Here is a 20,122-nt window from a genome sequence, read left to right on the forward strand (position 1 = left end):
TAGCGTGGGCAGCGGCCCGACGGGCCCCGAACAAGGAGAACCGACATGAGCACCACAACCGAGCAGGGCGTCGACGCCACCGCAGGGCAGGCCGTCGATCACGACAAGCTGATGCAGTTCGTCTTCCGCGCCGTCGACGAGGTGGGAGCGACCCTCAACGCCGCCCTCGTCGTGATGGGCGACAAGCTGGGCTACTACCGCGACCTCGCCACGCACGGAGCCACCGACTCGCGAGGGCTCGCCGAGCGCACGGGGACCAGCGAGCCCTACGCGCGCGAGTGGCTGAATGCCCAGGCAGCGGGCGGCTACGTGGACTACGAGCCCCAGCGCGGGACATACCGCCTGCCACCGGAGCAGGCCGTGGCCCTCACCCAGGAGGACAGCCCAGCCTTCCTGCCGGGCTTCTTCCAGATCGCCCTGGGCACCGTGCACGGCAGCCCGCACATCCTGGAGGCCGCGCGCAGCGGGGCCGGCTTCGGCTGGCACGAGCACGACCCGGACGTCCACATCGGCTGCGAGCGCTTCTTCCGTCCCAGCTACCAGGCCCACCTCGTGGACTCCTGGCTCCCCGCGCTGGAGGGCGTGGTGGACCGCCTGCGGCAGGGCATCAGCGTCGCCGACGTGGGCTGTGGACACGGCGCGTCGACCATCCTCATGGCTCAGGCCTTCCCGAACTCGACGTTCGTGGGCTCCGACTACCACGCGGAGTCGATCGAGACGGCTCGGGCCCGGGCGGCCGAGGCCGGCGTCTCCGACCGGGTCCGCTTCGAGGTCGCCCCCGCGCACGCTGTGCCGGGCACCGGCTACGGCCTGGTGACGATGTTCGACTGCCTGCACGACATGGGCGACCCGGTCGGCGCGGCCGAGCGGGTGCGCCAGGCCATCGCCGAGGACGGCACGTGGATGGTCGTGGAGCCGATGTCGGGAGACCACGTGGAGGACAACCTCAACCCCGTGGGACGGGCGTACTACGGGTTCTCGACACTGCTGTGCACCCCCTCGTCGCTCGCGCAGGACGAGGGCATGGCGCTCGGCACCCAGGCGGGGCCGGCCAGGATCCGGGCCGTGACGACGGCAGCGGGCTTCACTCGGTTCGCCCGCGTCGCGCAGACGCCCTTCAACCAGGTCTTCGAGGTCAGACCGTGACGAGGCGGCCTGTCCGGGTGGACACTATGGCCACCCGGACGGTGCCGCAGTCCGGTTCGGTGAGAGGAGTCGGGGCGATGTCCTTCGACGACCACCCGGGGGTCAGCAGGCGACGACCCCGTGAGCCGGACCTCTCAGGTCTGGTCCGGCGAGACGGCGTGCGGATCGCGTGGGACGTCTACGACGCGGACCGGCCCACCCTGGTGCTGATGCCCACCTGGTCGATCATCGACTCACGCTTCTGGAAGTTCCAGCTCCCGTACCTCGCCCGCCACTTCAGGGTGGTGACCTTCGACGGCCGGGGCTCCGGGCGGTCCGGCACCCCCTCCGGTGCCGCCTCCTACAGCGACAGCGAGTACGCCGCGGACACGTTGGCCGTGCTGGACGGGACCGGCACCGACCGGGCGATCCTGGTCGGGCTCTCGAGCGCCGTGGCCTGGACGCTGCACGTGGCTGCCGATCACCCCGACAGGGTGTCGGGGATCGTGGCCATCGGCGCCTCGTGCAAGTTGACCGTCCCGGACGAGACGCGGGTCGGACATCGGTTCGACGAGCCGGTCGACCGTCCCACCGGCTGGGCGACGTACAACGAGCACTACTGGCTGCACGGCGGCGTGGAGTCGTTCGTCGACTTCTTCGCGCACCAGATGTTCCACGAGCCCCACTCCACCAAGCAGGTCGAGGACTTCCTCGCGTGGGCGGCTCCCATCTCCGGACGCACCCTCGCGGACACGACCGCCGGACGGCTCGGGCTGCACGGGGCACAGGCGGAGGCCATCGAGCCCCTCTGCGCGGCAGTCACCTGCCCGGTCCTGGCGGTGCACGGCACCGAGGACCGCGTGCGCCCGGCGTCGATCAGCCGTCGGCTGACCGAGCTGACAGGGGGGTCGCTCGTCCTGCTCGACGGGGTCGGCCACGGGCCGCCGATGCGCGAGCCCGTGCGCACGAACCACCTGATCAGAGATTTCGCCGACCGGGTCCACCCGCGTGGTCCCGCCCTGACCTGGACCCGTGCGCGAGCACGCCGGCGGCGTGCCCTCTACCTGTCGTCGCCGATCGGTCTCGGTCATGCGCGACGTGACCTCGCGATCGTCCGGGAACTGCGGGAGAGGGATCCCGACCTGCAGGTCGAGTGGCTCGCGCAGCCCCCCGTGACGAGGGTCCTGGAGGAAGCCGGTGAGCTCGTCCACCCGGCCTCGCGGTGGTTGGCGAGCGAGTCCTCGCACATCGAGGACGAGTGCGCGGAGCACGACCTGCACGCCTTCCAGGCCATCCGTCGCATGGACGAGATCCTGGTGAACAACTTCATGGTCTTCGACGACGTCGTCAGCGAGGCTTCGTACGACCTCGTGATCGCCGACGAGGCGTGGGAGATCGACCACTTCCTGCACGAGAACCCGGAGCTGAAACGGTTCTCCTACGCCTGGTTGACCGACTTCGTCGGATGGCTGCCGATGCCTTCCGGCGGGCCCGAGGAGGCCTCGCTGTGCGCCGACTACAACGCCGAGATGATCGAGCAGCGGGCGCGGTACAGGCGCCTGCGCGACCGTTCGGTCTTCGTCGGACGTCCCGACGACGTGGTGGACGAGACCTTCGGCGAGGGACTCCCCGGCATCCGGGAGTGGACAGCGGACAACTTCGACTTCTGCGGCTACGTCTCCGGATTCACACCACCGGACGAGGAGGAGATCGCGCGGTTGCGCGCCGAGCTGGGATACGGCGAGGACGACCTGGTCTGCCTCGTCACCGTCGGGGGGTCCGGCGTCGGCGCGGCCCTGCTGCACCGGGTGCTGGACTCGGTGCCGCTCGCTCGTCGCCTCGTCCCGCAACTGCGTTTCCTCATCGTCTGCGGACCCCGCATCGACCCTCGATCGCTGCCCCGCAGACGCGGGGCAGCCGTGCGCGGATACCTCCCCGAGCTCTACCGGCATCTCGCGGCCTGCGACCTGGCGGTGGTCCAGGGCGGGCTCACCACGTGCATGGAGCTGACGGCCAACCAGCGACCGTTCGTCTACGTCCCGCTGCAAAACCACTTCGAGCAGAACTTCCACGTGACGCATCGCCTGGAGAGGTACGGCGCCGGCCGACGCCTCGCCTACGAGGACGCCCAGGATCCGGAGGTCCTCGCGGAGGCGATCGCCACGTGCGTCCAGGCAGGAGGACAGCACTATCGCCCGGTCGAGACCGACGGCGCCGCCCGTGCCGCAGGCCTGCTGGCCGAGCTGCTCTGACACCTGAGGCCGGGGTGACCGTGCCGGCAAACCCACGCGAGCCGGACTCGTCGGGGAGAGTCGGCCTCAGTCGTGCGCGTGCCGGAAGCCGGCCTGCTCCGCGGTCTCGGCGTCGACGAAGCACTCGTGCGGGTCCGCGTCGTAGCCCTCCTCGTCGGGGAGCACGTAGGTCATGGTGTCGTGCCAGGCCTTGACCGGGTGCCCCTCCGGCGTCCCACCGTCGGCCAGCGGGGCGGCCGAGCCCCAGCCGTGCCCACCGTCGCGGACCTCGTCGGCGTCGCTCGCGCCCTCTCCTGTCCCGCCGCCCTCCTCTGCGCCGGTGGCGGCTGGCATCGAGTGGTCGGTCTCCAGGTGCTGCGGCTCCCCATCCTCGTCCGCGACCCAGTCGCCGGGCTGACGGAACTCCTCCCCGGCGGCGACGTCGTGGTCGGCCGGGTCGTGCTCCGCCGCGAACTCCTCCTGCCTGCGCCGCGTCTCCTCCTCGGACTCGCTGGTCCGCGGGTCCTCGTTGGTCACGTCGTCGCTGGCGCCGTCCGCCGCGTCGTCGTCGTCCGGCTCCTCGTCGGCGTCGTCGTCAGGATCGTCCTCGGCCCCTTCGTCCGGCGAGCCATCGGTCGATGAAGCACCTTCGTCGGCGGTCGCGTCATCACCCGCGAGCGGATCGTCGCCGTCCGTGGTCTCGTCGTCGTCCGGGAGTTCTTCCGGCTGCTGCCCCTCGTCGCGCTCGCTCATGGCGTCCTCCGCTCTCGGGTCAGCGACCCGTCCGTGCCCACGAACGCTAGACCCGGCCCTGCCACGGCGCAGGATGAATCGACCCGTCTGCCGTGCCGACCCAACCGATCACGGCATGCTGCCGTTGTGACAGGGTGAGAGGAGGTGCTCGTGGAACGAACCAGCCGCCGGGTCGACGAGGACTTCGCCGTCTTCGTCGGGGCGCACCAGCACACCCTTCAGCGGGCCGCATACCTGCTGTGCGGTGACCGGGACCTGGCTCGTGACCTCACCCAGGAGGCGCTGACCCGCACGGCGAAGCGCTGGCCCAGGGTGAGGGACGGTCTTCCACTCGCCTACGCGCGGCGCATCCTCTACACGGCGAACGTCGACCGGTGGCGACGCACCGGATCCGAGGTCCTCACCGATGTCCTTCCCGAGCGCTCGTCCACTGACCACGAGCGCTGGGTGACGTCGATCGCCGTCCGGGACGCGTTGCAACAGCTGCCACCCCGGGCGCGCGCGGTCATCGTGCTCCGCTACTTCGAGGATCTCGACGTCGCGACGACGGCCCAGACCCTCGGCATCAGCGACGGCACCGTGAAGAGCCAGACGAGCGACGGCATCCGCCGCCTGCGCGAACTCCTGACAGAGGTGAGCACCGATGCGTGACGACGAGCTCAAGGACCTGCTCGGGCGGGCAACCGCCGGGGCTCCCCGCGACGATCTGACCGCTGCATCCTGGGAGATCGGCCGACGCCGCGCCCGCCGGCAGAGCTGGACCGTGGGTTCGCTCGGTGCTGTCGCCGGCGTGGCCGCGATCGTCGGCGCCTGGTCGCTCGGAGGTGGCAGCACGGACGCCTTCCCCGGGCCGGCCGAGAATGGTGGCGTGGACGACACGGCGGTCACGAGCGCCCCGCCGGGGCAGGAGCTGGTGCCCTATCGGGTGGTCTTCGAGGTGGTCGAGGGTCAGGCCCGTCCTGACGGCCCGGTCGACGAGTGGGCGGACGTCGACGACGTGACGGCGCAGCCGGTGGAGATGAGGGTCGAGACCGAGGACGGGACGGCGACCTCCGACCACGGCCTCTCGACGATCGGCCTCGGAGGACCGTTCACCTTCGAGCCGGGAGGTGGGATGGTGACGTCGAACGGGTGCCGGACGGTGCGGTGGTCCGGCGTCTCCATCGAGGACGGGCTCCTGCGGCCCGATGGCATCCCCACCGCGGAGGGAGGGATGGACGAGGAGTGCCAGACCGGTTACCCGAACCCCGAGGCCGTGATGATGTACGAGGGCGCGGTCGGGTCGGACCTGCGCGCCACGACGAGGAGCCCCAGCCTCCGCTGGGAGTCCGGCACCCTGGTGGCCGAAGGCCGTCTGATGGAGGGCGACATCCTGCAGGTGCACGTCTCGGACTCCGGGTCCGGACTACGCGTCCTCCAGCTGGTGGGCGTGCCGCCAGAAGAGCTGGACTCCCTCGACGACCTGCCGTCGACCAGTGCGGTCCGACCGATGGCCGGCACGCCCGAGTCGCTGGAGGGCACCTGGTACCTCGTCGACCTCCGTGGGATCGAGCCGGAGCCGGTCACCGGTCCGGCGCTGAGCTTCGACGGCGAGGTCTGGTCGGTCGAGAGCTGCGGTGTCCGGCACAGCGCGTCGGGCGACCTCGTGGACGGAGTCATCACCATCGAGGGGGACTGGGTGGTCGAGACCATCGCGGGCAGCACGACCTGCCCCGAGGTCCCCTGGCAGGACCTGCACACCTGGGAGGCGTTCCTCGAGGGCTCGCCCACCACGCTCATGCTGGACGACGGCCGGTACGACGGCGTGGTGCTGGAGGGTGAGCTGCCCTGACGCCCGCCCTCGCTCAGGGGCGACGGACGGCGTCGCCCCCGCCGGCCCCGGCGGTGACGCCCACCCGGTCCATGTCGAGCGTCCCGACCTCGGTCGGGTCGGCGTCGTCCTGCACGACCGGGAACTGCAGCTCGAGGACGTCCTTGCCGAGCTGGTCCTCCCGGGGCAGCTCGATCGGGTAGTTCCCCGAGAAGCAGGCCGTGCAGAGGGCGGAGCGGGGCTGCTCGGTGGCGGCGACCATGCCGTCCTCGCTGATGTAGCCGAGGGAGTCGGCACCGATCGAGGCGCAGATGTCCTCGGCCTCCAGCCCGGTGGCGATGAGCTCGGCCCGGGTGGCGAAGTCGATGCCGTAGAAGCACGGCCAGCGCACCGGCGGGCTGGAGATGCGGACGTGCACCTCCGCCGCACCCGCCTCGCGGAGCATCCGCACCAGCGCCCGCTGCGTGTTGCCCCGCACGATCGAGTCGTCCACGACCACGAGCCGCTTGCCCTTGATCACGTCCCGCAACGGGTTGAGCTTGAGCCGGATGCCCAGCTGGCGGATGGTCTGCGACGGCGCGATGAAGGTCCGTCCGACGTAGGCGTTCTTCACCAGCCCCGCGCCGTAGGGGATGCCGGACTCCTCGGCATACCCGATGGCCGCCGGCGTGCCTGACTCCGGCGTCGGCATCACCATGTCCGCCTCGACCGGGTGCTCCCGGGCCAGCTGGCGCCCCATCTCGACCCGCGAGCCGTAGACCTCTCGCCCCGCGATGGTCGTGTCCGGGCGGGCGAGGTAGACCCACTCGAAGACGCACCGCTTGGGGGCCGGCTCGGCGAAGTGCCGCGAGCGCAGGCCGTTCTCGTCGATCGCGATGAGCTCGCCCGGCTCGACCTCGCGCACCACCGAGGCGCCCACGATGTCCAGCGCCGCGGTCTCGGAGGCGACCACCCAGCCACGCTCCAACCGGCCCAGGACCAGGGGGCGCACCCCCTGCGGGTCGCGGGCGGCATACAGGGTGCCCTCGTCGCAGAAGACGAGCGAGAAGGCGCCGCGCAGCTGCGGCAGCACCCGCATCGCGGCCTCCTCCAGCGACAGGTCCGGGTCGGCGGTGAGCAGCCCGGTGACGATCGCGGTGTCGGTCGTGTTGCCGCGACCCACCTCGCCCGCGGAGCGGGACAGGTCGCCGCCGAGCGCCTCCTGGAGCAGGTCGCGCAGCTCGGAGGTGTTGATCAGGTTGCCGTTGTGCCCCAGGGCGACGGTGGCGTCCGTGGTGCCGCCGAGCGTCGGCTGGGCGTTCTGCCACGAGTTGCGCCCGGTCGTGGAGTAGCGGCAGTGACCGACCGCGAGGTGCCCCTGGAGCGAGGCGAGCGCCGACTCGTCGAAGACCTGGCTGACCAGGCCGACGTCCTTGTAGACGACCAGCCGTTGCCCGTCGCTGGTCGCGATCCCGGCGGCCTCCTGGCCCCGGTGCTGCAGGGCATACAGGCCGAAGTAGGTGAGCTTGGCGACCTCCTCGCCCGGCGCCCACACCCCGAACACCCCGCAGGCGTCCTGGGGCAGGCGCTCCTCGGGCAGCAGGTCGTGAGAGAGCCGTCCGTCGCTACGAGCCACGTGCCCATCGTCCCACAGGTCCGCGGCCGTCCGGGCGGCCTCGCCGGGACGGCGCCCCCGTCGTCAGGACCCGAGCCGCGGACGGTCCGCGATGAGGTAGCCCACCGCCCCGACGGCGAGCCCTGCGCCACCGCCGATGAGGATGAACAGGAGGTATTCCTGGAGTCCCTTCACATAGGGCACGTCACGCCCCAGGGCGGCGACGAGCACCGCGATCACCGCTCCCAGGACCGCGCCGGTCGCCAGGAACCGGACCAGGTCGGGCTGCCGGTGGGTCATCGCCCCGACGAGCGCTCGCTGCGGCGGTCGAGCACCAGGTAGACCATCGAGGCGAGGAAGGCGCCGAGGACGGCGCCGGTCGCGGCCAGCAGGATCGCCTGCTGGCCGGCGGTGCTGCCGGCGGCGTCGGGGCGGGTGAGCGAGATCAGCATCCCGAGCGCCACGCCCAGCAGCGCACCCGCGACGAGGAACCTGCTGAGCTGCGGCCGTCGCCGCACCGGCAGGCGCGTCGGATCGGTCTGGTCATCGATGGGTGGCACACCTCCAGTATCCGCCTGCACGCCGACCGGCGCGGCAGCCGGGTGGCTGCCGCGCCGGTCCTCCGTCACGGGACGGTGGTGGTGGCGCTCACTCCTGCGGGAGGTTCGCCTCCGTCTGCTGGTCCGCGGACCGCTCCGCGGGCTGACCGAGCGCGTCGACCAGGCCCTGCAGCTGCGTCTCGACCGAGGCGTGCACCGCGGCCTCGCCGCCGACGATGGTGATGAGCGGGAAGGAGAAGCCGGTGGTCAACCGCTCGATCTCCTCCAGCACACCGGTCGGGACGGCGTCCGGCCGGGTCAGCGCGACGCCGGCTCCGGTCCGCGCCGCGACCGGCACGGCGGTGAGGCTGTCCGGGAAGTCCTCGCCGGTGGCGACCAGCACCTTGCCCTCGGCGGGGAACTGCTCCAGCACCGCCTCGGCCGTCTTGTACCTGTCGGTCCCGCTGTAGCGGGTCCACGGCATACCGGCCGAGACTGCGTCGAGCACGTCGTCGGTCAGCACCGCCGTGCCACCTGCGGCGTAGACGTCGTCGAAGGAGAGTCCCCCGACGGCGGCGGCGGTGGCGGTCGGCACGGCGTCGTGCTCGACCAGCACCAGCGGCGCCTGGTGCCGGGCCGCGAGGGCACTGAGCACGAGCGCGTCCGGGAAGTCCTGACCGGAGGCGACGAAGAGCTCGGCGCTGCTGTCCTGCACGACCCTCTGCGCGATCGCGCCGGCCGTCGCGTAGCGGTCGGCACCGGAGACGCGCTCCACCGTGGCACCGGGCAGCGCCGCCTGGATGTCGTCGAGGACCGCGTCGGTCACCGCCTTGCTGCCGCCGACGACGAAGACGTCGTCCGGCATCAGCCGCAGCAGCTCGTCCTCGGTCGGCTGCGGCAGCCCACCGGGGTCGGTCAGCAGGAGCGGGGCACCCAGCTGCGCGGCCCAGGGGGCCGCGGTCAGGGCGTCCGGGTAGGCCTTGGACGTGGCGACAACCGCCGTGTCCGCCATGACGAACTTCTGCTCGGACAGCATCGCCGCGGTCTCGATGCGGGTCGGGCCGCCGATCCGCTCCACGTCGAAGGTGCACGGCCCGTCGACGTCGTCCGGGAAGAACGGGTCGACGTAGTCGAGCGTGCTGACCAGGCTCCCGGCCCCGTCCACGTCGTTGATCATGATGCCGACGCCCGGGGCGCCGGTGCCGTAGAGCCCGACGAAGGACAGGAAGGCGTGCAGGTCGCGCGTCGTCCCGACCTCGACCTCGAGGATCCGGCTGTCCTTCATGGTGCCGTCGTCCCAGACCTGGAACTCGACGCGGTCGAACCCGCCGATGTCGTCCGTGGTGCCGGTGATGCTGGCGTCGATGGCGTACTCGTTGCGGCTGCAGTCGTCGTTGACGAACTGCACACCGGCGATCTCGTAGTCGCCGAGCGTGGCGGCGAAGGCCGGGACGGCGCCGGCGAGGCCGGAGGCCCCGAGCGCGAGCGCCGCGCCTGCTGCGAGACCGGCCCTGCGGCCGGTCCTGGTCGTGGTGGTCATCTGGATCTCCTTCACGGGCCGGCCATGACTGACCGGGGACGCCAGGAGGTCCCTCACCTCCGATCGGGCGTCGCCGCTACAGAGGGTCGGCGGTGCAGGCAGATACCTCGCTCACAGCTCGTGCTCGTCGACGAGGGTTCGGATCATGACCGCGCAGCGGCGAGCGCCTCCAGCACCCGCACGTCAGCCTGGTAGGGAGGCTCCGGGCGGGGCCAGTGCACCACCACGTCCGTGAACCCGGCCTCCTGGGCACGGCCTATCCGGTTCTGGGCCTCATCCAGACTGCTCAGCGCCCCTGCTCCCGCGTCCAGGGACAGGTAGCGGTCCAGCGGTCGGGCCCGACCCGCCTCGGCCTCCAGCGCGTCCACCCGGGCGCCGAGCTCGCGCACGCCGCGCCACCAGGCGTCCAGCCCGTCGCCGGCGGCGCCGGGAGGCCCGGTGGTGGGCCAGCCGGCACCGTGCGCCACCGCCAGCCGCATGGCGCGGGGACCGTTGGCGGCGACCACGAAGGGGGCCCGCGGCTGCTGGACGCAGCGCGGGCGGGCACCCGCCCCGGCCACCGTGAAGAACTCGCCCTCGACCTCGACGTCGTCCTCGGTCAGCAACCGGTCCAGCAGGGGCACGAACTCCTCGAACCGGGCCGTGCGCTCCCCGCGGGTGTGCCGGTCGCCGAGCAGGCGGCTGTCCAGGTCCCCGCCCGCCCCGAGGCCGAGGAGGACGCGGCCCGCGCTGAGGTCGTCCAGGGTGGTGACGTCCTTGGCCAGCAGCGCCGGGTGCCGGAAGTTCGGGGAGGCGACGAAGGTGCCGAGCCGGACCCGGTCCGTGACCACGGCGGCCGCCGCGAGGGTGGCGACCGTGGAGTGCCACGGGGCCTTCGGGAGCCCGGCCCAGACGAGGTGGTCGTAGGTCCACGCGTGCTCGAAGCCCCACTCCTCGACCTGCCGCCACAGCGGCTCTGCCTCGCGCCAGGGGTGCTCGGGCAAGATGCAGACGCCGATCCTCATGGCAGCCGAGGCTAGCGGGGGTCTCGCCGCGACAGAGGGTCGGCGGTGCAGGCAGATACCTGACTCACAGCTCGTGCTCGTCGACGAGGCTCTGCGGGACCCGTCGGACCACGTAGGCGGTCGCCAGCGCCATCACGACCACGACCCCGAGCAGGACGGCCGGGATCCCGAACCACCCGGCCACCTGACCACCGACGACCGCGCCGAGCGGCATGGCGCCGAACCCGATCATCCGGGCCGCACCACCGACCTTGCCCAGCACGTGCTCCGGCACCATCCGGGGCCGGATCGACCCGGAGACGACGTTGCCGATGACGCCGAGCGGTCCGACCGCGAGCAGGAAGAGCGCGAAGCCGACCGCCCCCGGCCAGAGCAGCGGCACGAGGTTGAGGACCGCGTTGAGCCCCCAGCACACGCCCAGCACCCGCATCTCCGACCACCGCGTCAGGACCCGGTCCGCGACGGCGCTGCCGACCAGGGCACCGACCGGCATGGCCACCAGGACCAGCGAGAAGAGCTGGGGCGTCAGCCCCCCGGCCGAGCTCGGCCCGACCAGCCACAGGACGATGACCGCGCTGAAGGCGGTGGACCCGAAGTTCCACAGGCCGCCGGCCAGCAGCATCGGCCGCAGCACCGGGTGCCGCCAGAGGATCCGCATGCCCGTCATCAGCTCGCCGCGCTGACCGGTCAGGTCCTCGTCCGTGGGGCGCGCGGCGGCATACCGACCGCGCAGCCCCACACCCAGCACGAGCACGGCCGCGAGGACCACGAGCGCGGCCGAGCCGGTCAGCCAGGCGGCGCCGAGGGTCACCAGCAGCCCGGCCAGCGGTGGGCCGGCGAAGCCGTTGCCGACCTGCTGCACGGCGAGCAGTCGCGAGTTGGCCCGGCGCAGTCTCGGCGCTGCTCGGCCCACCAGGCTGGGGACCTGCGCGCCGGCGGCCAGATCGGTGAAGACCTCGGTGACGCCGTAGGCCAGCGCCAGCCCGACGAGCACCCAGATCGTGAGCGCGTCGGCGAGCGCCAGCGCCGCCACGGCGGCGAGCAGCAGGGCGCGTGCGCCCAGCCCGACCATCATGGTGCGCCGCCGGTCCCACCGGTCGACGAGGACGCCGGCCGGCATGCCGCAGATCAGCCAGGGCAGCCAGACCGCCGCCGTGAGCACCCCCATCAGCTCCGGTGACCGGGTGAGGGTGATGGCCAGCAACGGCACGCCGGTCTGCACCACGCCGTCGGCGAGGTTCGCCAGGCCGACCGCGGTCAGGTGGGTGCCGAACGGTCGGCCGAGCGGCTCGATGGCCCGGCTCGCCGTCATGGTGCGCGAACTCATGCGAGGTCTCCTCTAGGCTAGGTGCAGAAAGAACTATGCAAAGCTTTCTCTGCAAAGGTACCTCTGCACCATGACCGAGCGCAAGCAGTCCCCCATCGCCGCCCGTGCGGTCGACGCCGCCACCCTCAAGGCCTTCGCCCACCCCCTGCGGATGCGCATGTACGACCACCTCAAGGACCACGGGGCCGCGACCGCGTCCACGCTCGCCCGGGCGATGGGCGAGAGCACCGGCCAGACCAGCTACCACCTCCGGCAGCTGGCCAAGCACGGGCTGGTGGAGGAGGACCCCGACCGGGGCACGACCCGCGAGCGGTGGTGGATCGCCGCCGGCTTCTCCTTCACCCCCGACACCCTGGGCGACGACGCCGGCACGCGCACCACCCTGCAGGTCGTCCAGCAGCACCAGCTCCAGGAGCGCATGCGTCGGCTGCAGGAGTGGCTCGAGAGATCCGCCGACGACGACCCCGCCTGGGTCGCGGTGGCCAGCAGCAACGAGGTCACCCTGCCGATGACCGCGGACGAGCTCGAGGCCATGTCGCTGGCCATCGCCGAGGTCATGCGCGAGCACCTGGACCGGGCCAGGGAGAGCCGTGGCCGCGACGGCGACGAGGGTCGACGCACCGTGAAGCTCTACCAGTACGCCTTCCCGCTGCCTCCGGGCGAGGCCGGTCCGGGCTGACCGGCCGGCCCGGTCAGCGCAGCGGCAGGTATGCCGTGAGGTCGGCCCGCCGACCCGAGGCGCGCACGGATCCGGAAGCAACCGCCTCCGCCCAGCTGGTCCGCCCGGTCACCAGGGCGAGCCAGGTCTGCGGGTCGGTCTCGACCACGTTGGTCGGTGTGCCCCGGGTATGCCTCGGGCCCTCGATGACCTGGGCGGCGGCATACGGGGGCACACGCACCTCCACCGCACGTCCCGGCGCCCGCGCGGCGAGCTCCTCCACGGTGTAGCGCACCGCCGTCGCGAGCACGGCCCGCGGCACCTCCGCCTCCTCGGCCGCGGCCCAGGCCGCCAGCGCCTCCTCCCCCGCGGCCGGGTCCACCCGCCGTCGCGCCGGCATCAGGGCAGCGGATCGCGCTCGATCGGGCAGGACATGCACCGGGGGCCGCCCCGGCCACGGCCCAGCTCGGAGCCGTCGATCTCGATGACCTCGACCCCCTGCTCGCGCAGGTAGGCGTTGGTGACGGTGTTGCGCCGGTAGCCCACGACCACGCCGGGCTCCAGCGCCAGCACGTTGCACCCGTCGTCCCACTGCTCCCGCGCCGCGGCGCGGGGGTCCTGGTCGGCAGCGAGCACCCGCAGCCGGTCCAGCCCGAGCCCGCGCGCGATGACCTGCTCCATCTCGTGCGGCTCGTGCCGCTCGATCGAGAGCGGCAGGTCGGCGGGGTCGATCCCCGGCGCGGACTCGGCGGCGGTGATGGTCCACGAGGTCAGGTCGGGGAGCCCGAGATAGCGGGTGAAGGTCTCGGTGTCGACCATCGTCATCACCGTGTCGAGGTGCATCACGGCACGGGCCTTGGGCATGTCGAGGGCGACGACCCGCTGCGCCTCCCCGGTGGCCAGCAGCCGCCGCGAGAGCCGCTCCAGCCCCATCGCGGTGGTGCGCTCGGACAGGCCGACGAGCACCATGCCGTGGCCCGGCACGAGGATGTCCCCGCCCTCGGCGGTGGCCGGACCGTCGTCGACGCCGTGGCTCCACCACTGCATACCGGCCTGGGCGAACATCGGGTGGTAGCGGTAGATGGCGTCGTAGTGCACGGTCTCGCGCCGCCGCGCCTTCTTGTGCATGGAGTTGACCGCGACGCCCGAGTAGGCCCAGGCCGAGGTGTCCCGGGTGAACAGGTGGTTCGGCAGCGGCGCGAGCACCGAGTCGTGGGTGCCGAACTGGTCGATGACGACCGACCGGGGGCTGCCGATCCGCTCCAGCACCTCGCTCTTGGTGATGCCGCCGATGAGGTGGGTCGCCAGCTCGGCGTCGTCCATGTCGTCGAACATGGCGCGCAGCTCCTCGGCGGCCTGCGGACCCACGTGCCGCTCGTCCAGGCTGTGCCCCAGCACGTGGGCGCGTGCCTCCGGCACGGCCAGCGTCTCCCGCAGCAGGGCGTCGAAGTGATGGACGGTGACCCCGCGCTCGCGCATCACCTGGACGAAGTAGTCGTGCTCCTCCTGCGCCTTCTCCACCCACAGGATCTCGTCGAAGAGGTAGCGGTCCTTGTTCTCCGGCGTCAGGCGGTGCATCTCCAGACCGGGGCGGTGCACGATGACCTGACGCAGCCGACCGACCTCGGATCCGACGTGGAAGGGCATGGCGTGTCCTTTCGCAGGGGTGCCGATCATCCTGCCACGCGTGGAGCGCCGGGCGCGCGGCTCCGGAGGCGGGCAGGAAGAACCCCTCGCGCACCTGGAAGAGCCCGGTTGCCCTTGCTGCATTCCTGCCCTGGGGGAGTTCACCGAGGTACCACCGCACGAGGGGTCCGCCCGCCATTCTAGGTGCTCACCACGGGCGGTCCAAGCCGCGGCCGGGTTTGGGCCGCTCCGGCGCTCTCGGCTATCCTCTCCGGCGGAGGATTCGCATAGCGGCCTAGTGCGCACGATTGGAAATCGTGTTGGGATAAAACCCTCGGGGGTTCAAATCCCCCATCCTCCGCTCGTGTCCTCGTCGAAGGACAGCAGAAGCCCCCGGACCCACGGTCCGGGGGCTTCTTGTCGTTTCGGTGGCCGGTCCAGCCGGCACGAGGGTGCTCAGCGGCGGCGGGTCCCGAAGATCGAGCGGCTGATCTCCCGCCCGATGACGGTGCCGGCCGAGCGCAGCATGGACCGGAACGCCGTGGAGGAGACGACCTGCTCGACCATGCCCGGGTCCTCCCGGGTGCGGGCGCGGCTGCTCTCCTTCGTCTTCGCCTCCTCGGCGGCGGCCTGCGCCGCCTCGGCCTGCGCCGCCTCCGCGGTGGCCGCCTCCATCCGGGCGGCCAGCATCTCGTGCGCGGACTCGCGGTCCAGCGCCTCGGCATACTTGCTCGACAGCGCCGACCCGGCGACGGCGGTGCGCACGACGGACTCCTCGGACGGGCCGATCCGGGCCTGCGGCGCGCGGAGCATGGTGCGCGCCACCGGCGTGGGGGCACCCTTGTCGGAGAGGACGGTCACCACCGCCTCACCCGTGCGCAGCGAGGTCAGCACCTCCTCGAGGTCGTAGTCGCTGGTCGGGAAGGTGGACACCGTGGCCCGGAGCGCCTTCGCATCGTTCGGCGTGTGCGCCCGCAGCGCGTGCTGCACCCGGTTGCCGAGCTGCGCGAGCACCGAGTCGGGGACGTCCTTGGGCGTCTGGGTGACGAAGAAGACGCCGACCCCCTTGGACCGGATCAGCCGCACCGCCTGCTCCACCGCGTCGAGGAAGGCGTCGGAGGCGTCGTCGAAGAGCAGGTGCGCCTCGTCGAAGAAGAAGACCAGCTTCGGCTTGTCCGGGTTGCCGACCTCGGGCAGGTCCTGGAAGAGCTCCGCCAGCAGCCACATGAGGAAGGTCGAGAAGAGCACCGGCTTGTCCTGGACCCCGGGCAGCTCGAGCAGCGAGACGACCCCCTTGCCCTCCGCGGTGGTGCGCAGCAGGTCCGCCGTCTCGAACTCGGGCTCGCCGAAGAAGACGTCTCCCCCGGCGGCGGACAGCGCGATGAGCTCGCGCAGGATCACGCCGGCGGTCGAGCTCGCGAGCCCGCCGAGGCCCTTGAGGTCCTCCTTCCCCTCCTCGGAGATGAGGTGCTGGGTGACGGCGATGAGGTCCTTGAGGTCCAGCAGCGCCAGCCCTCGCTGGTCCGCCCAGTAGAAGATCAGCCCCAGGCTGGACTCCTGGGTCTTGTTGAGCTGCAGCACCTTCGACAGCATGGTGGGCCCGAAAGCGGTGATGGTCGCGCGGACCGGGTTGCCCACCCCGTGGCCGCCGAGGTTGAGCAGCTCGACCGGGTATGCCGCACCGGCCCACTCCTGATCGAGCTCGGCCATCCGCTCCTCGATCTTGCCGCCGCCCTCGGCCGGGGTCGCCAGACCGGTGAGGTCGCCCTTGATATCGGCGAGGAAGACCGGGACCCCCGCGTCCGAGAGCTGCTCGGCCAGGACCTGGAGGGTGACCGTCTTGCCGGTGCCGGTGGCGCCCGCCACCAGGCCGTGCCGGTTCATCGAGGCGAGGGGCAGCCGCACGACGGCGTCGCTCACGACCTCGCCGCCGTCCGCGCCGACGGCACCGCCGAGGACGATGCTGGGATCGGTGAAGGTGTAGCCCTCGCGGACGAGATCCATCTGGCTGCTGCTCTGCTCGCTCACACCGCAGACTCTAGACTGCGCCGCATGATCTTCAAGGGCGTGGGCGACGAGCGGCCCTACCCCCCTCACGGCCTCGACGAGGCCGGCGACTGGGCGCACCTGCCGCCCCGGATGCTCCGGCTGGACGAGCTGGTCACGACCCGCTCCGAGCTCGACCTGCGCGCCCTGCTGTCGGCCGACTCGACGTTCTACGGCGACATCTTCTGCCACGTGGTGAGGTGGCGCGAGGAGCTCTACCTCGAGGACGGGTTGCACCGGGCGCTGCGGGCCGCGCTGCAGGGCCGCCCTGCCGTGCACGGGCGTGTCCTCGACCTCGACGGCCCGCAGACTCGCTAGCCTGCTGCGGTCGGAAGGAGCCTCTGCGTGGGATACGTGCGCACGGCAGGTATGTCGACGGCGGCCCGGCGGGCGCGACGCCGGGCGGCGATGGTCATCGTGGGGCTGCTCGCCGCGCTCGGCCTCGCCCTGCTCATCGCCGTGTCGACCATGCAGGGCTGGTTCGGGATGGGTGGCGGTGACGCCGACGAGCAGGCCACGACGGTCGAGGCCCCCACGCCGACCCTGGTCACCGAGGACGTCGTGGTCAACGTCTTCAACTCCACCGGGCGGACCGGGCTGGCCGGTCGCGCCAGCGACGGGCTGACCGCCCGCGGCTTCACCGTCGACGGGGTCGACAACTCCGACGCCGACATCGAGGGGCCGGGGCAGATCCTCCACGGCCCGTCCGGCGCGGAGGGAGCACAGCTGCTGGCCGACGCCCTCCCCCAGGAGGTCGAGCTGGTCCAGGACGAGCGCGAGGACGCCACCCTCGACCTCATCCTGGGCGAGGCGTGGGAGGACCTGCCCGCGCCCGAGGAGTCGGGTCAGGACGGCGAGGACGGGTGAGCGGCCACGAGGTCGAGGTCTCCCGCCGGGTGCAGGCCTCCCCCGCCGCGGTGTGGGAGGTCATCACCGACCTGGAGCACGCGCAGGAGCGGCTGAGCCAGGTCACCGACCTCCATGTGATCACGCCCGGCCCGTATGCCGTCGGCACCGGGTGGCGCGAGACGCGTCGGATGATGGGTTCCACGGACACGCAGGAGCTCTGGGTGGTCGACAACGACCCGGAGCGACGGACCGAGATTGAGGCCCGGTCGGGCAACACCACCTTCCGCACCGTGCTCCGGCTGGAGCCGCTCGAGGAGGGCGGGGCCACCCACCTCTCGGTGCGGTTCAGCGCCAGCACCACCGACCCGAACGCCCTGCAGCGGCTCGCCGTGCGGGTGGTCGGCCCGCTGGGGCTGAAGCTGACGGAGAGGGCGCTGCGGACCGAGCTGGACGACATCGCGGCGGCGGCGCAGGAGCTGGCCGACCCCTGAACCGGGGCCTGTGGACAACTTCTGCGGGCCTTGCGCCGGGCGCCCTAGGTTCGGGGTCATGGACACCTTCGAGCCCTCGATCGCGACGACGGGCGACCTCCGGTGGGACGCGGGCCACCACCATCCACGCGGCACGCTGGCGCTCGTCCTGGGGGTCCTCAGCATCGCCGGCGTCACCGTCATCGGCCCGGTGGCCTGGGTCGTCGCCCACCGTGCGCTGGCGCAGGTCGACGCCTCGCCCCACGTCGTGACCAACCGCGGCCAGCTCGTCGCGGCCCAGGCGCTGGGGATGATCTCGACCGGTCTGCTGGCCCTCGGGGTGGTGACCCTGCTCGCCATGCTGGTCGTCGTCGGGGCGGTCGGTCTCACGTGAGCGCTCGCCCTGGCTGAGTGGCTCCGGGCCGCGCACGCGGCGTAGCCTCAGGACATGTTCCGCTTCGAGCCCCCACCCGCGCCGCGCGCAGGGGGCGGGTCCGAGCCCGAGGACCCCTACGCGGCCCAGCCCGCGGCGCGGTCGGAGGGGCCGACCGCCACCGACCCGTATGCCCGGCCGCCAGGCGGTCCCTGGGGCCCGCAGGGGACGAACATCCACCCGCGCGGCACGGTCGCGCTGGTCCTGGGGATCCTGAGCTGCTGCGGCATGGCGATCCTGGGCCCGGTCGCCTGGGCCATCGCCCACGCGTCGCTGCGCGAGGCGCAGGCCTCGCCCTACCCGGTGACCAACCTCGGCCACCTCACGGCTGCCCGCATCCTCGGCATGGTGGGGACCGGCATGCTCGCGCTCAGCGTCGCGTGGTTCCTCGTCGTCATCTCCTTCGCGATCTCCACGGCCTGACCACTCGCCCGGAGGCTGCCACCGGGTCCGGTCCACCGGGGGGACAACCCACCATGGTTCGGGGGTTGACCCCAGCGCACACCGCTCGACGCGCTCGTAGCGTGCTGCCATGACCTCGCGCCGCGCCTCCTCGCGCCGCCCTGCCGCCGTGCTGCTGGCCCTCCTGCTGGGGCTCTGGCTCGCCTCGGTCGCGCCGGCGGCCGCAGCGTCGGAGGAGACCTCGGAGAGCCTGGCGAGGGCATACCTCGACCGCACCCCCACGAGCTCGATGGCCGTCGCCGTGCTGCACGCCGGCGAGGTGGAGGTCCGCGGCTACCAGCGGGACGGGCAGGGGCCGGCGGTGGACGGGGACACCCCCTTCCGGATCGCGTCGATGTCCAAGTCCTTCACCGCCACCCTGGTGATGCTGCTGGCCGAGCGCGGCGACCTCGACCTCGACGCGCCGCTGAGCGCCGTGGTCCCCGAGTTCGCCATGGGAGACGACCGGGCCGGGCAGATCACGCTGCGGATGCTGCTGGCCCACACCAGCGGCATCGGCGGTGGCAGCACCCGAGACCTCGGGCAGCCGGCGTCCACCGACCCCGAGGTGCTGCTCGCGGACCTGCGGGACGAGACCCTGGGCTCGACCCCGGGCACGGAGCACGTCTACTCCAACACCGGGTATGCCCTGGCGGCCGTCGCCGTCGAGCGGTCGACCGGGCAGGACTTCGCCGAGCTGATGCGGGCCGAGCTGCTGGACCCGCTCGGGATGGATCGGACGACGACCGTCCCCGGCTGCGCGACGCCGGTCGAGGGCCTGGGCAGCGGGCACACGGCCCTCTTCGGCCGGACGCTGCGCTATCCCGAGCCGGCCGACAACTGTCTCGGTTCGGGCGGGATGGTGAGCACGGCCGAGGACATCGCCACCTGGCTCCGGTTCCAGTCCGGGGACGGTCTCACCCAGGACGGTGACCGACTCCTCGGCGTCGAGGCGCTGCGCGCGCTGCACACCGCGCAGCCGGGCACCGAGGGGGTCGGCGGCTACGGCCTCGGCTGGTCCTTCGCCGAGCAGGACGGCGTCCGGTTCCTGGAGCACAGCGGCGCGATGGTCACCTGGACCTCGCACATGTCCATCGTCCGGGCGCCGGACGGGCGGCCCACGGGCGACGCCGCCGTGGTCCTGGCCGACACCGTCGGGGCTCCCGGGCTGCTCGCGCGCGCACTCGCCGCCGACGCCGCGGGAGCCACCGGCACGATCCCCGACCAGCCGCTGCTCCGGCCGGCCACCGTCTTCGGAGCTCTGCTGGTCCTCCTCGCCGTGGCCGGCACCCTCGGCCTGGCCCGGTCCCGCTCCTGGCCCGCGCGACGGCGCCGGGCCGTGCCTCGCGCCACCGGCCTGCTCGGTCTCGCTGCGGTGGCCGCCCTCTGCGTCGTGCTGCCCTCGCTGCTGGCGCGGTATGCCTATGGCAGCGTCATGGGTCTGACCACCGCCTGGCACTGGGGCGCGGGGCTGCTGCCGGAGGGGGTCCTGCTCATCGCCCTCACCGGTCTGACCAGCCTGGTGGTGCTCCTCGCGCGGCTCGTCTCCGTGACCCGCTCTCGTCCCGCGACACGCCCGGACCGGACCGGCTCAGGCACGGCGATTTCTAGCCGTGGTTGCAACACCCTGATCTGAAGGAGTGTTGCGATGTGTGGCATGTGTGAAGAGGTTGCTC

21 protein-coding genes, 1 tRNA gene and 1 other RNA gene are annotated in these 20,122 nt (G+C 72.4%); 12 read left to right on the forward strand and 11 right to left on the reverse strand.

Annotated features, from left to right (window positions below; translation table 11 throughout):
• Nucleotides 1-45 precede the first annotated feature (45 nt).
• Together FXF60_RS08865 and FXF60_RS08870 are read left to right on the forward strand one after the other, a co-directional pair.
• A complete protein-coding gene (locus tag FXF60_RS08865; RefSeq protein ID WP_151525603.1) occupies nt 46-1,146 on the forward strand; it encodes a class I SAM-dependent methyltransferase in 1,101 nt (366 codons plus the stop codon).
• Between the two features lie 77 nt (nt 1,147-1,223).
• Nucleotides 1,224-3,377 carry an alpha/beta hydrolase gene (locus FXF60_RS08870; protein ID WP_151525605.1) on the forward strand — a complete coding sequence of 718 codons (2,154 nt, stop codon included), beginning with the start codon at nt 1,224-1,226 and terminating at the stop codon, nt 3,375-3,377.
• Nucleotides 3,378-3,443: 66 nt separating this feature from the next.
• Here FXF60_RS08870 and FXF60_RS08875 read toward each other — a convergent pair whose 3' ends face one another.
• On the reverse strand, nt 3,444-4,109 hold the full coding sequence (locus tag FXF60_RS08875) for a sunset domain-containing protein (RefSeq protein ID WP_151525607.1): 666 nt from the start codon (nt 4,107-4,109) through the stop codon (nt 3,444-3,446).
• Nucleotides 4,110-4,259: 150 nt separating this feature from the next.
• Here FXF60_RS08875 and FXF60_RS08880 point away from each other — a divergent pair, with 150 nt between their 5' ends.
• Together FXF60_RS08880 and FXF60_RS08885 are read left to right on the forward strand one after the other, a co-directional pair.
• Complete coding sequence (locus FXF60_RS08880) at nt 4,260-4,760, forward strand: SigE family RNA polymerase sigma factor (RefSeq protein ID WP_151525608.1); 501 nt, start codon at nt 4,260-4,262, stop codon at nt 4,758-4,760.
• Nucleotides 4,753-5,940, forward strand: a complete 1,188-nt coding sequence (locus FXF60_RS08885) for a hypothetical protein (RefSeq protein ID WP_151525609.1) — start codon at nt 4,753-4,755, stop codon at nt 5,938-5,940. Before FXF60_RS08880 ends, FXF60_RS08885 begins: the two co-directional genes overlap by 8 nt.
• Before the next feature lie 13 nt (nt 5,941-5,953).
• Here FXF60_RS08885 and purF read toward each other — a convergent pair whose 3' ends face one another.
• The 6 genes from purF to FXF60_RS08915 form a co-directional block, all read right to left on the reverse strand.
• The gene (purF, locus tag FXF60_RS08890) at nt 5,954-7,534 is read right to left on the reverse strand and encodes an amidophosphoribosyltransferase (RefSeq protein WP_151525610.1); all 1,581 of its coding nucleotides are present in this window, start codon (nt 7,532-7,534) and stop codon (nt 5,954-5,956) included.
• 63 nt (nt 7,535-7,597) lie between these two features.
• A complete protein-coding gene (locus tag FXF60_RS08895; protein WP_151525611.1) occupies nt 7,598-7,813 on the reverse strand; it encodes a hypothetical protein in 216 nt (71 codons plus the stop codon).
• Complete coding sequence (locus tag FXF60_RS08900) at nt 7,810-8,073, reverse strand: hypothetical protein (RefSeq protein ID WP_151525612.1); 264 nt, start codon at nt 8,071-8,073, stop codon at nt 7,810-7,812. The genes FXF60_RS08895 and FXF60_RS08900 overlap by 4 nt, the downstream gene beginning before the upstream one ends.
• Nucleotides 8,074-8,161: 88 nt before the next feature.
• The gene (locus tag FXF60_RS08905; protein WP_151525613.1) at nt 8,162-9,592 is read right to left on the reverse strand and encodes a cell wall-binding repeat-containing protein; all 1,431 of its coding nucleotides are present in this window, start codon (nt 9,590-9,592) and stop codon (nt 8,162-8,164) included.
• Nucleotides 9,593-9,735: 143 nt separating this feature from the next.
• Complete coding sequence (locus tag FXF60_RS08910) at nt 9,736-10,596, reverse strand: LLM class flavin-dependent oxidoreductase (RefSeq protein ID WP_151525614.1); 861 nt, start codon at nt 10,594-10,596, stop codon at nt 9,736-9,738.
• A 64-nt stretch (nt 10,597-10,660) separates the two neighbouring features.
• Nucleotides 10,661-11,923: an MFS transporter gene (locus FXF60_RS08915; RefSeq protein WP_151525615.1), complete on the reverse strand. Its 1,263-nt coding sequence runs from the start codon at nt 11,921-11,923 to the stop codon at nt 10,661-10,663.
• 70 nt (nt 11,924-11,993) lie between these two features.
• Between FXF60_RS08915 and FXF60_RS08920 the strand changes: the two genes are divergently transcribed.
• The gene (locus tag FXF60_RS08920; protein WP_151525616.1) at nt 11,994-12,602 is read left to right on the forward strand and encodes a winged helix-turn-helix domain-containing protein; all 609 of its coding nucleotides are present in this window, start codon (nt 11,994-11,996) and stop codon (nt 12,600-12,602) included.
• Nucleotides 12,603-12,615: 13 nt separating this feature from the next.
• Here the strand turns inward: FXF60_RS08920 and FXF60_RS08925 are convergent, their stop codons facing one another.
• From FXF60_RS08925 to ffs, 3 genes are all read right to left on the reverse strand, one after another.
• Nucleotides 12,616-12,981, reverse strand: a complete 366-nt coding sequence (locus FXF60_RS08925; RefSeq protein ID WP_192796668.1) for a sterol carrier family protein — start codon at nt 12,979-12,981, stop codon at nt 12,616-12,618.
• On the reverse strand, nt 12,981-14,228 hold the full coding sequence (locus FXF60_RS08935) for an arginine deiminase (RefSeq protein WP_151525617.1): 1,248 nt from the start codon (nt 14,226-14,228) through the stop codon (nt 12,981-12,983). The genes FXF60_RS08925 and FXF60_RS08935 overlap by 1 nt, the downstream gene beginning before the upstream one ends.
• Before the next feature lie 74 nt (nt 14,229-14,302).
• Nucleotides 14,303-14,399: signal recognition particle sRNA small type (gene ffs / locus FXF60_RS08940), an RNA gene on the reverse strand.
• Between the two features lie 84 nt (nt 14,400-14,483).
• On the opposite strand from ffs, the gene FXF60_RS08945 reads away from it, so the two are divergent.
• Nucleotides 14,484-14,568: transfer RNA gene (locus tag FXF60_RS08945), tRNA-Ser, on the forward strand.
• 95 nt (nt 14,569-14,663) lie between these two features.
• Here the strand turns inward: FXF60_RS08945 and FXF60_RS08950 are convergent.
• Nucleotides 14,664-16,211 (reverse strand): helicase HerA-like domain-containing protein, encoded by a 1,548-nt coding sequence (locus FXF60_RS08950; RefSeq protein ID WP_192796671.1) that lies wholly within the window; start codon nt 16,209-16,211, stop codon nt 14,664-14,666.
• A 48-nt stretch (nt 16,212-16,259) separates the two neighbouring features.
• Between FXF60_RS08950 and FXF60_RS08955 the strand changes: the two genes are divergently transcribed.
• The 6 genes from FXF60_RS08955 to FXF60_RS08980 all read left to right on the forward strand — a co-directional run bounded on the left by FXF60_RS08955 (nt 16,260) and on the right by FXF60_RS08980 (nt 20,082).
• Complete coding sequence (locus FXF60_RS08955) at nt 16,260-16,571, forward strand: type II toxin-antitoxin system VapB family antitoxin (protein ID WP_151525619.1); 312 nt, start codon at nt 16,260-16,262, stop codon at nt 16,569-16,571.
• A gap of 27 nt (nt 16,572-16,598) precedes the next feature.
• The gene (locus FXF60_RS08960; RefSeq protein WP_151525620.1) at nt 16,599-17,120 is read left to right on the forward strand and encodes a LytR C-terminal domain-containing protein; all 522 of its coding nucleotides are present in this window, start codon (nt 16,599-16,601) and stop codon (nt 17,118-17,120) included.
• The gene (locus tag FXF60_RS08965) at nt 17,117-17,593 is read left to right on the forward strand and encodes an SRPBCC family protein (protein WP_192796669.1); all 477 of its coding nucleotides are present in this window, start codon (nt 17,117-17,119) and stop codon (nt 17,591-17,593) included. Before FXF60_RS08960 ends, FXF60_RS08965 begins: the two co-directional genes overlap by 4 nt.
• Nucleotides 17,594-17,651: 58 nt before the next feature.
• Nucleotides 17,652-17,966: a DUF4190 domain-containing protein gene (locus tag FXF60_RS08970; RefSeq protein ID WP_151525622.1), complete on the forward strand. Its 315-nt coding sequence runs from the start codon at nt 17,652-17,654 to the stop codon at nt 17,964-17,966.
• 54 nt (nt 17,967-18,020) lie between these two features.
• Nucleotides 18,021-18,428, forward strand: a complete 408-nt coding sequence (locus FXF60_RS08975) for a DUF4190 domain-containing protein (RefSeq protein ID WP_151525623.1) — start codon at nt 18,021-18,023, stop codon at nt 18,426-18,428.
• Between the two features lie 109 nt (nt 18,429-18,537).
• Nucleotides 18,538-20,082: a serine hydrolase domain-containing protein gene (locus tag FXF60_RS08980; protein WP_151525624.1), complete on the forward strand. Its 1,545-nt coding sequence runs from the start codon at nt 18,538-18,540 to the stop codon at nt 20,080-20,082.
• The last annotated feature ends 40 nt before the right edge of the window (nt 20,083-20,122 follow it).

It is taken from the genome of Serinicoccus kebangsaanensis (assembly GCF_008919445.1).
In the GTDB taxonomy this organism is placed as follows: Bacteria; Actinomycetota; Actinomycetes; order Actinomycetales; family Dermatophilaceae; genus Ornithinicoccus; species Ornithinicoccus kebangsaanensis.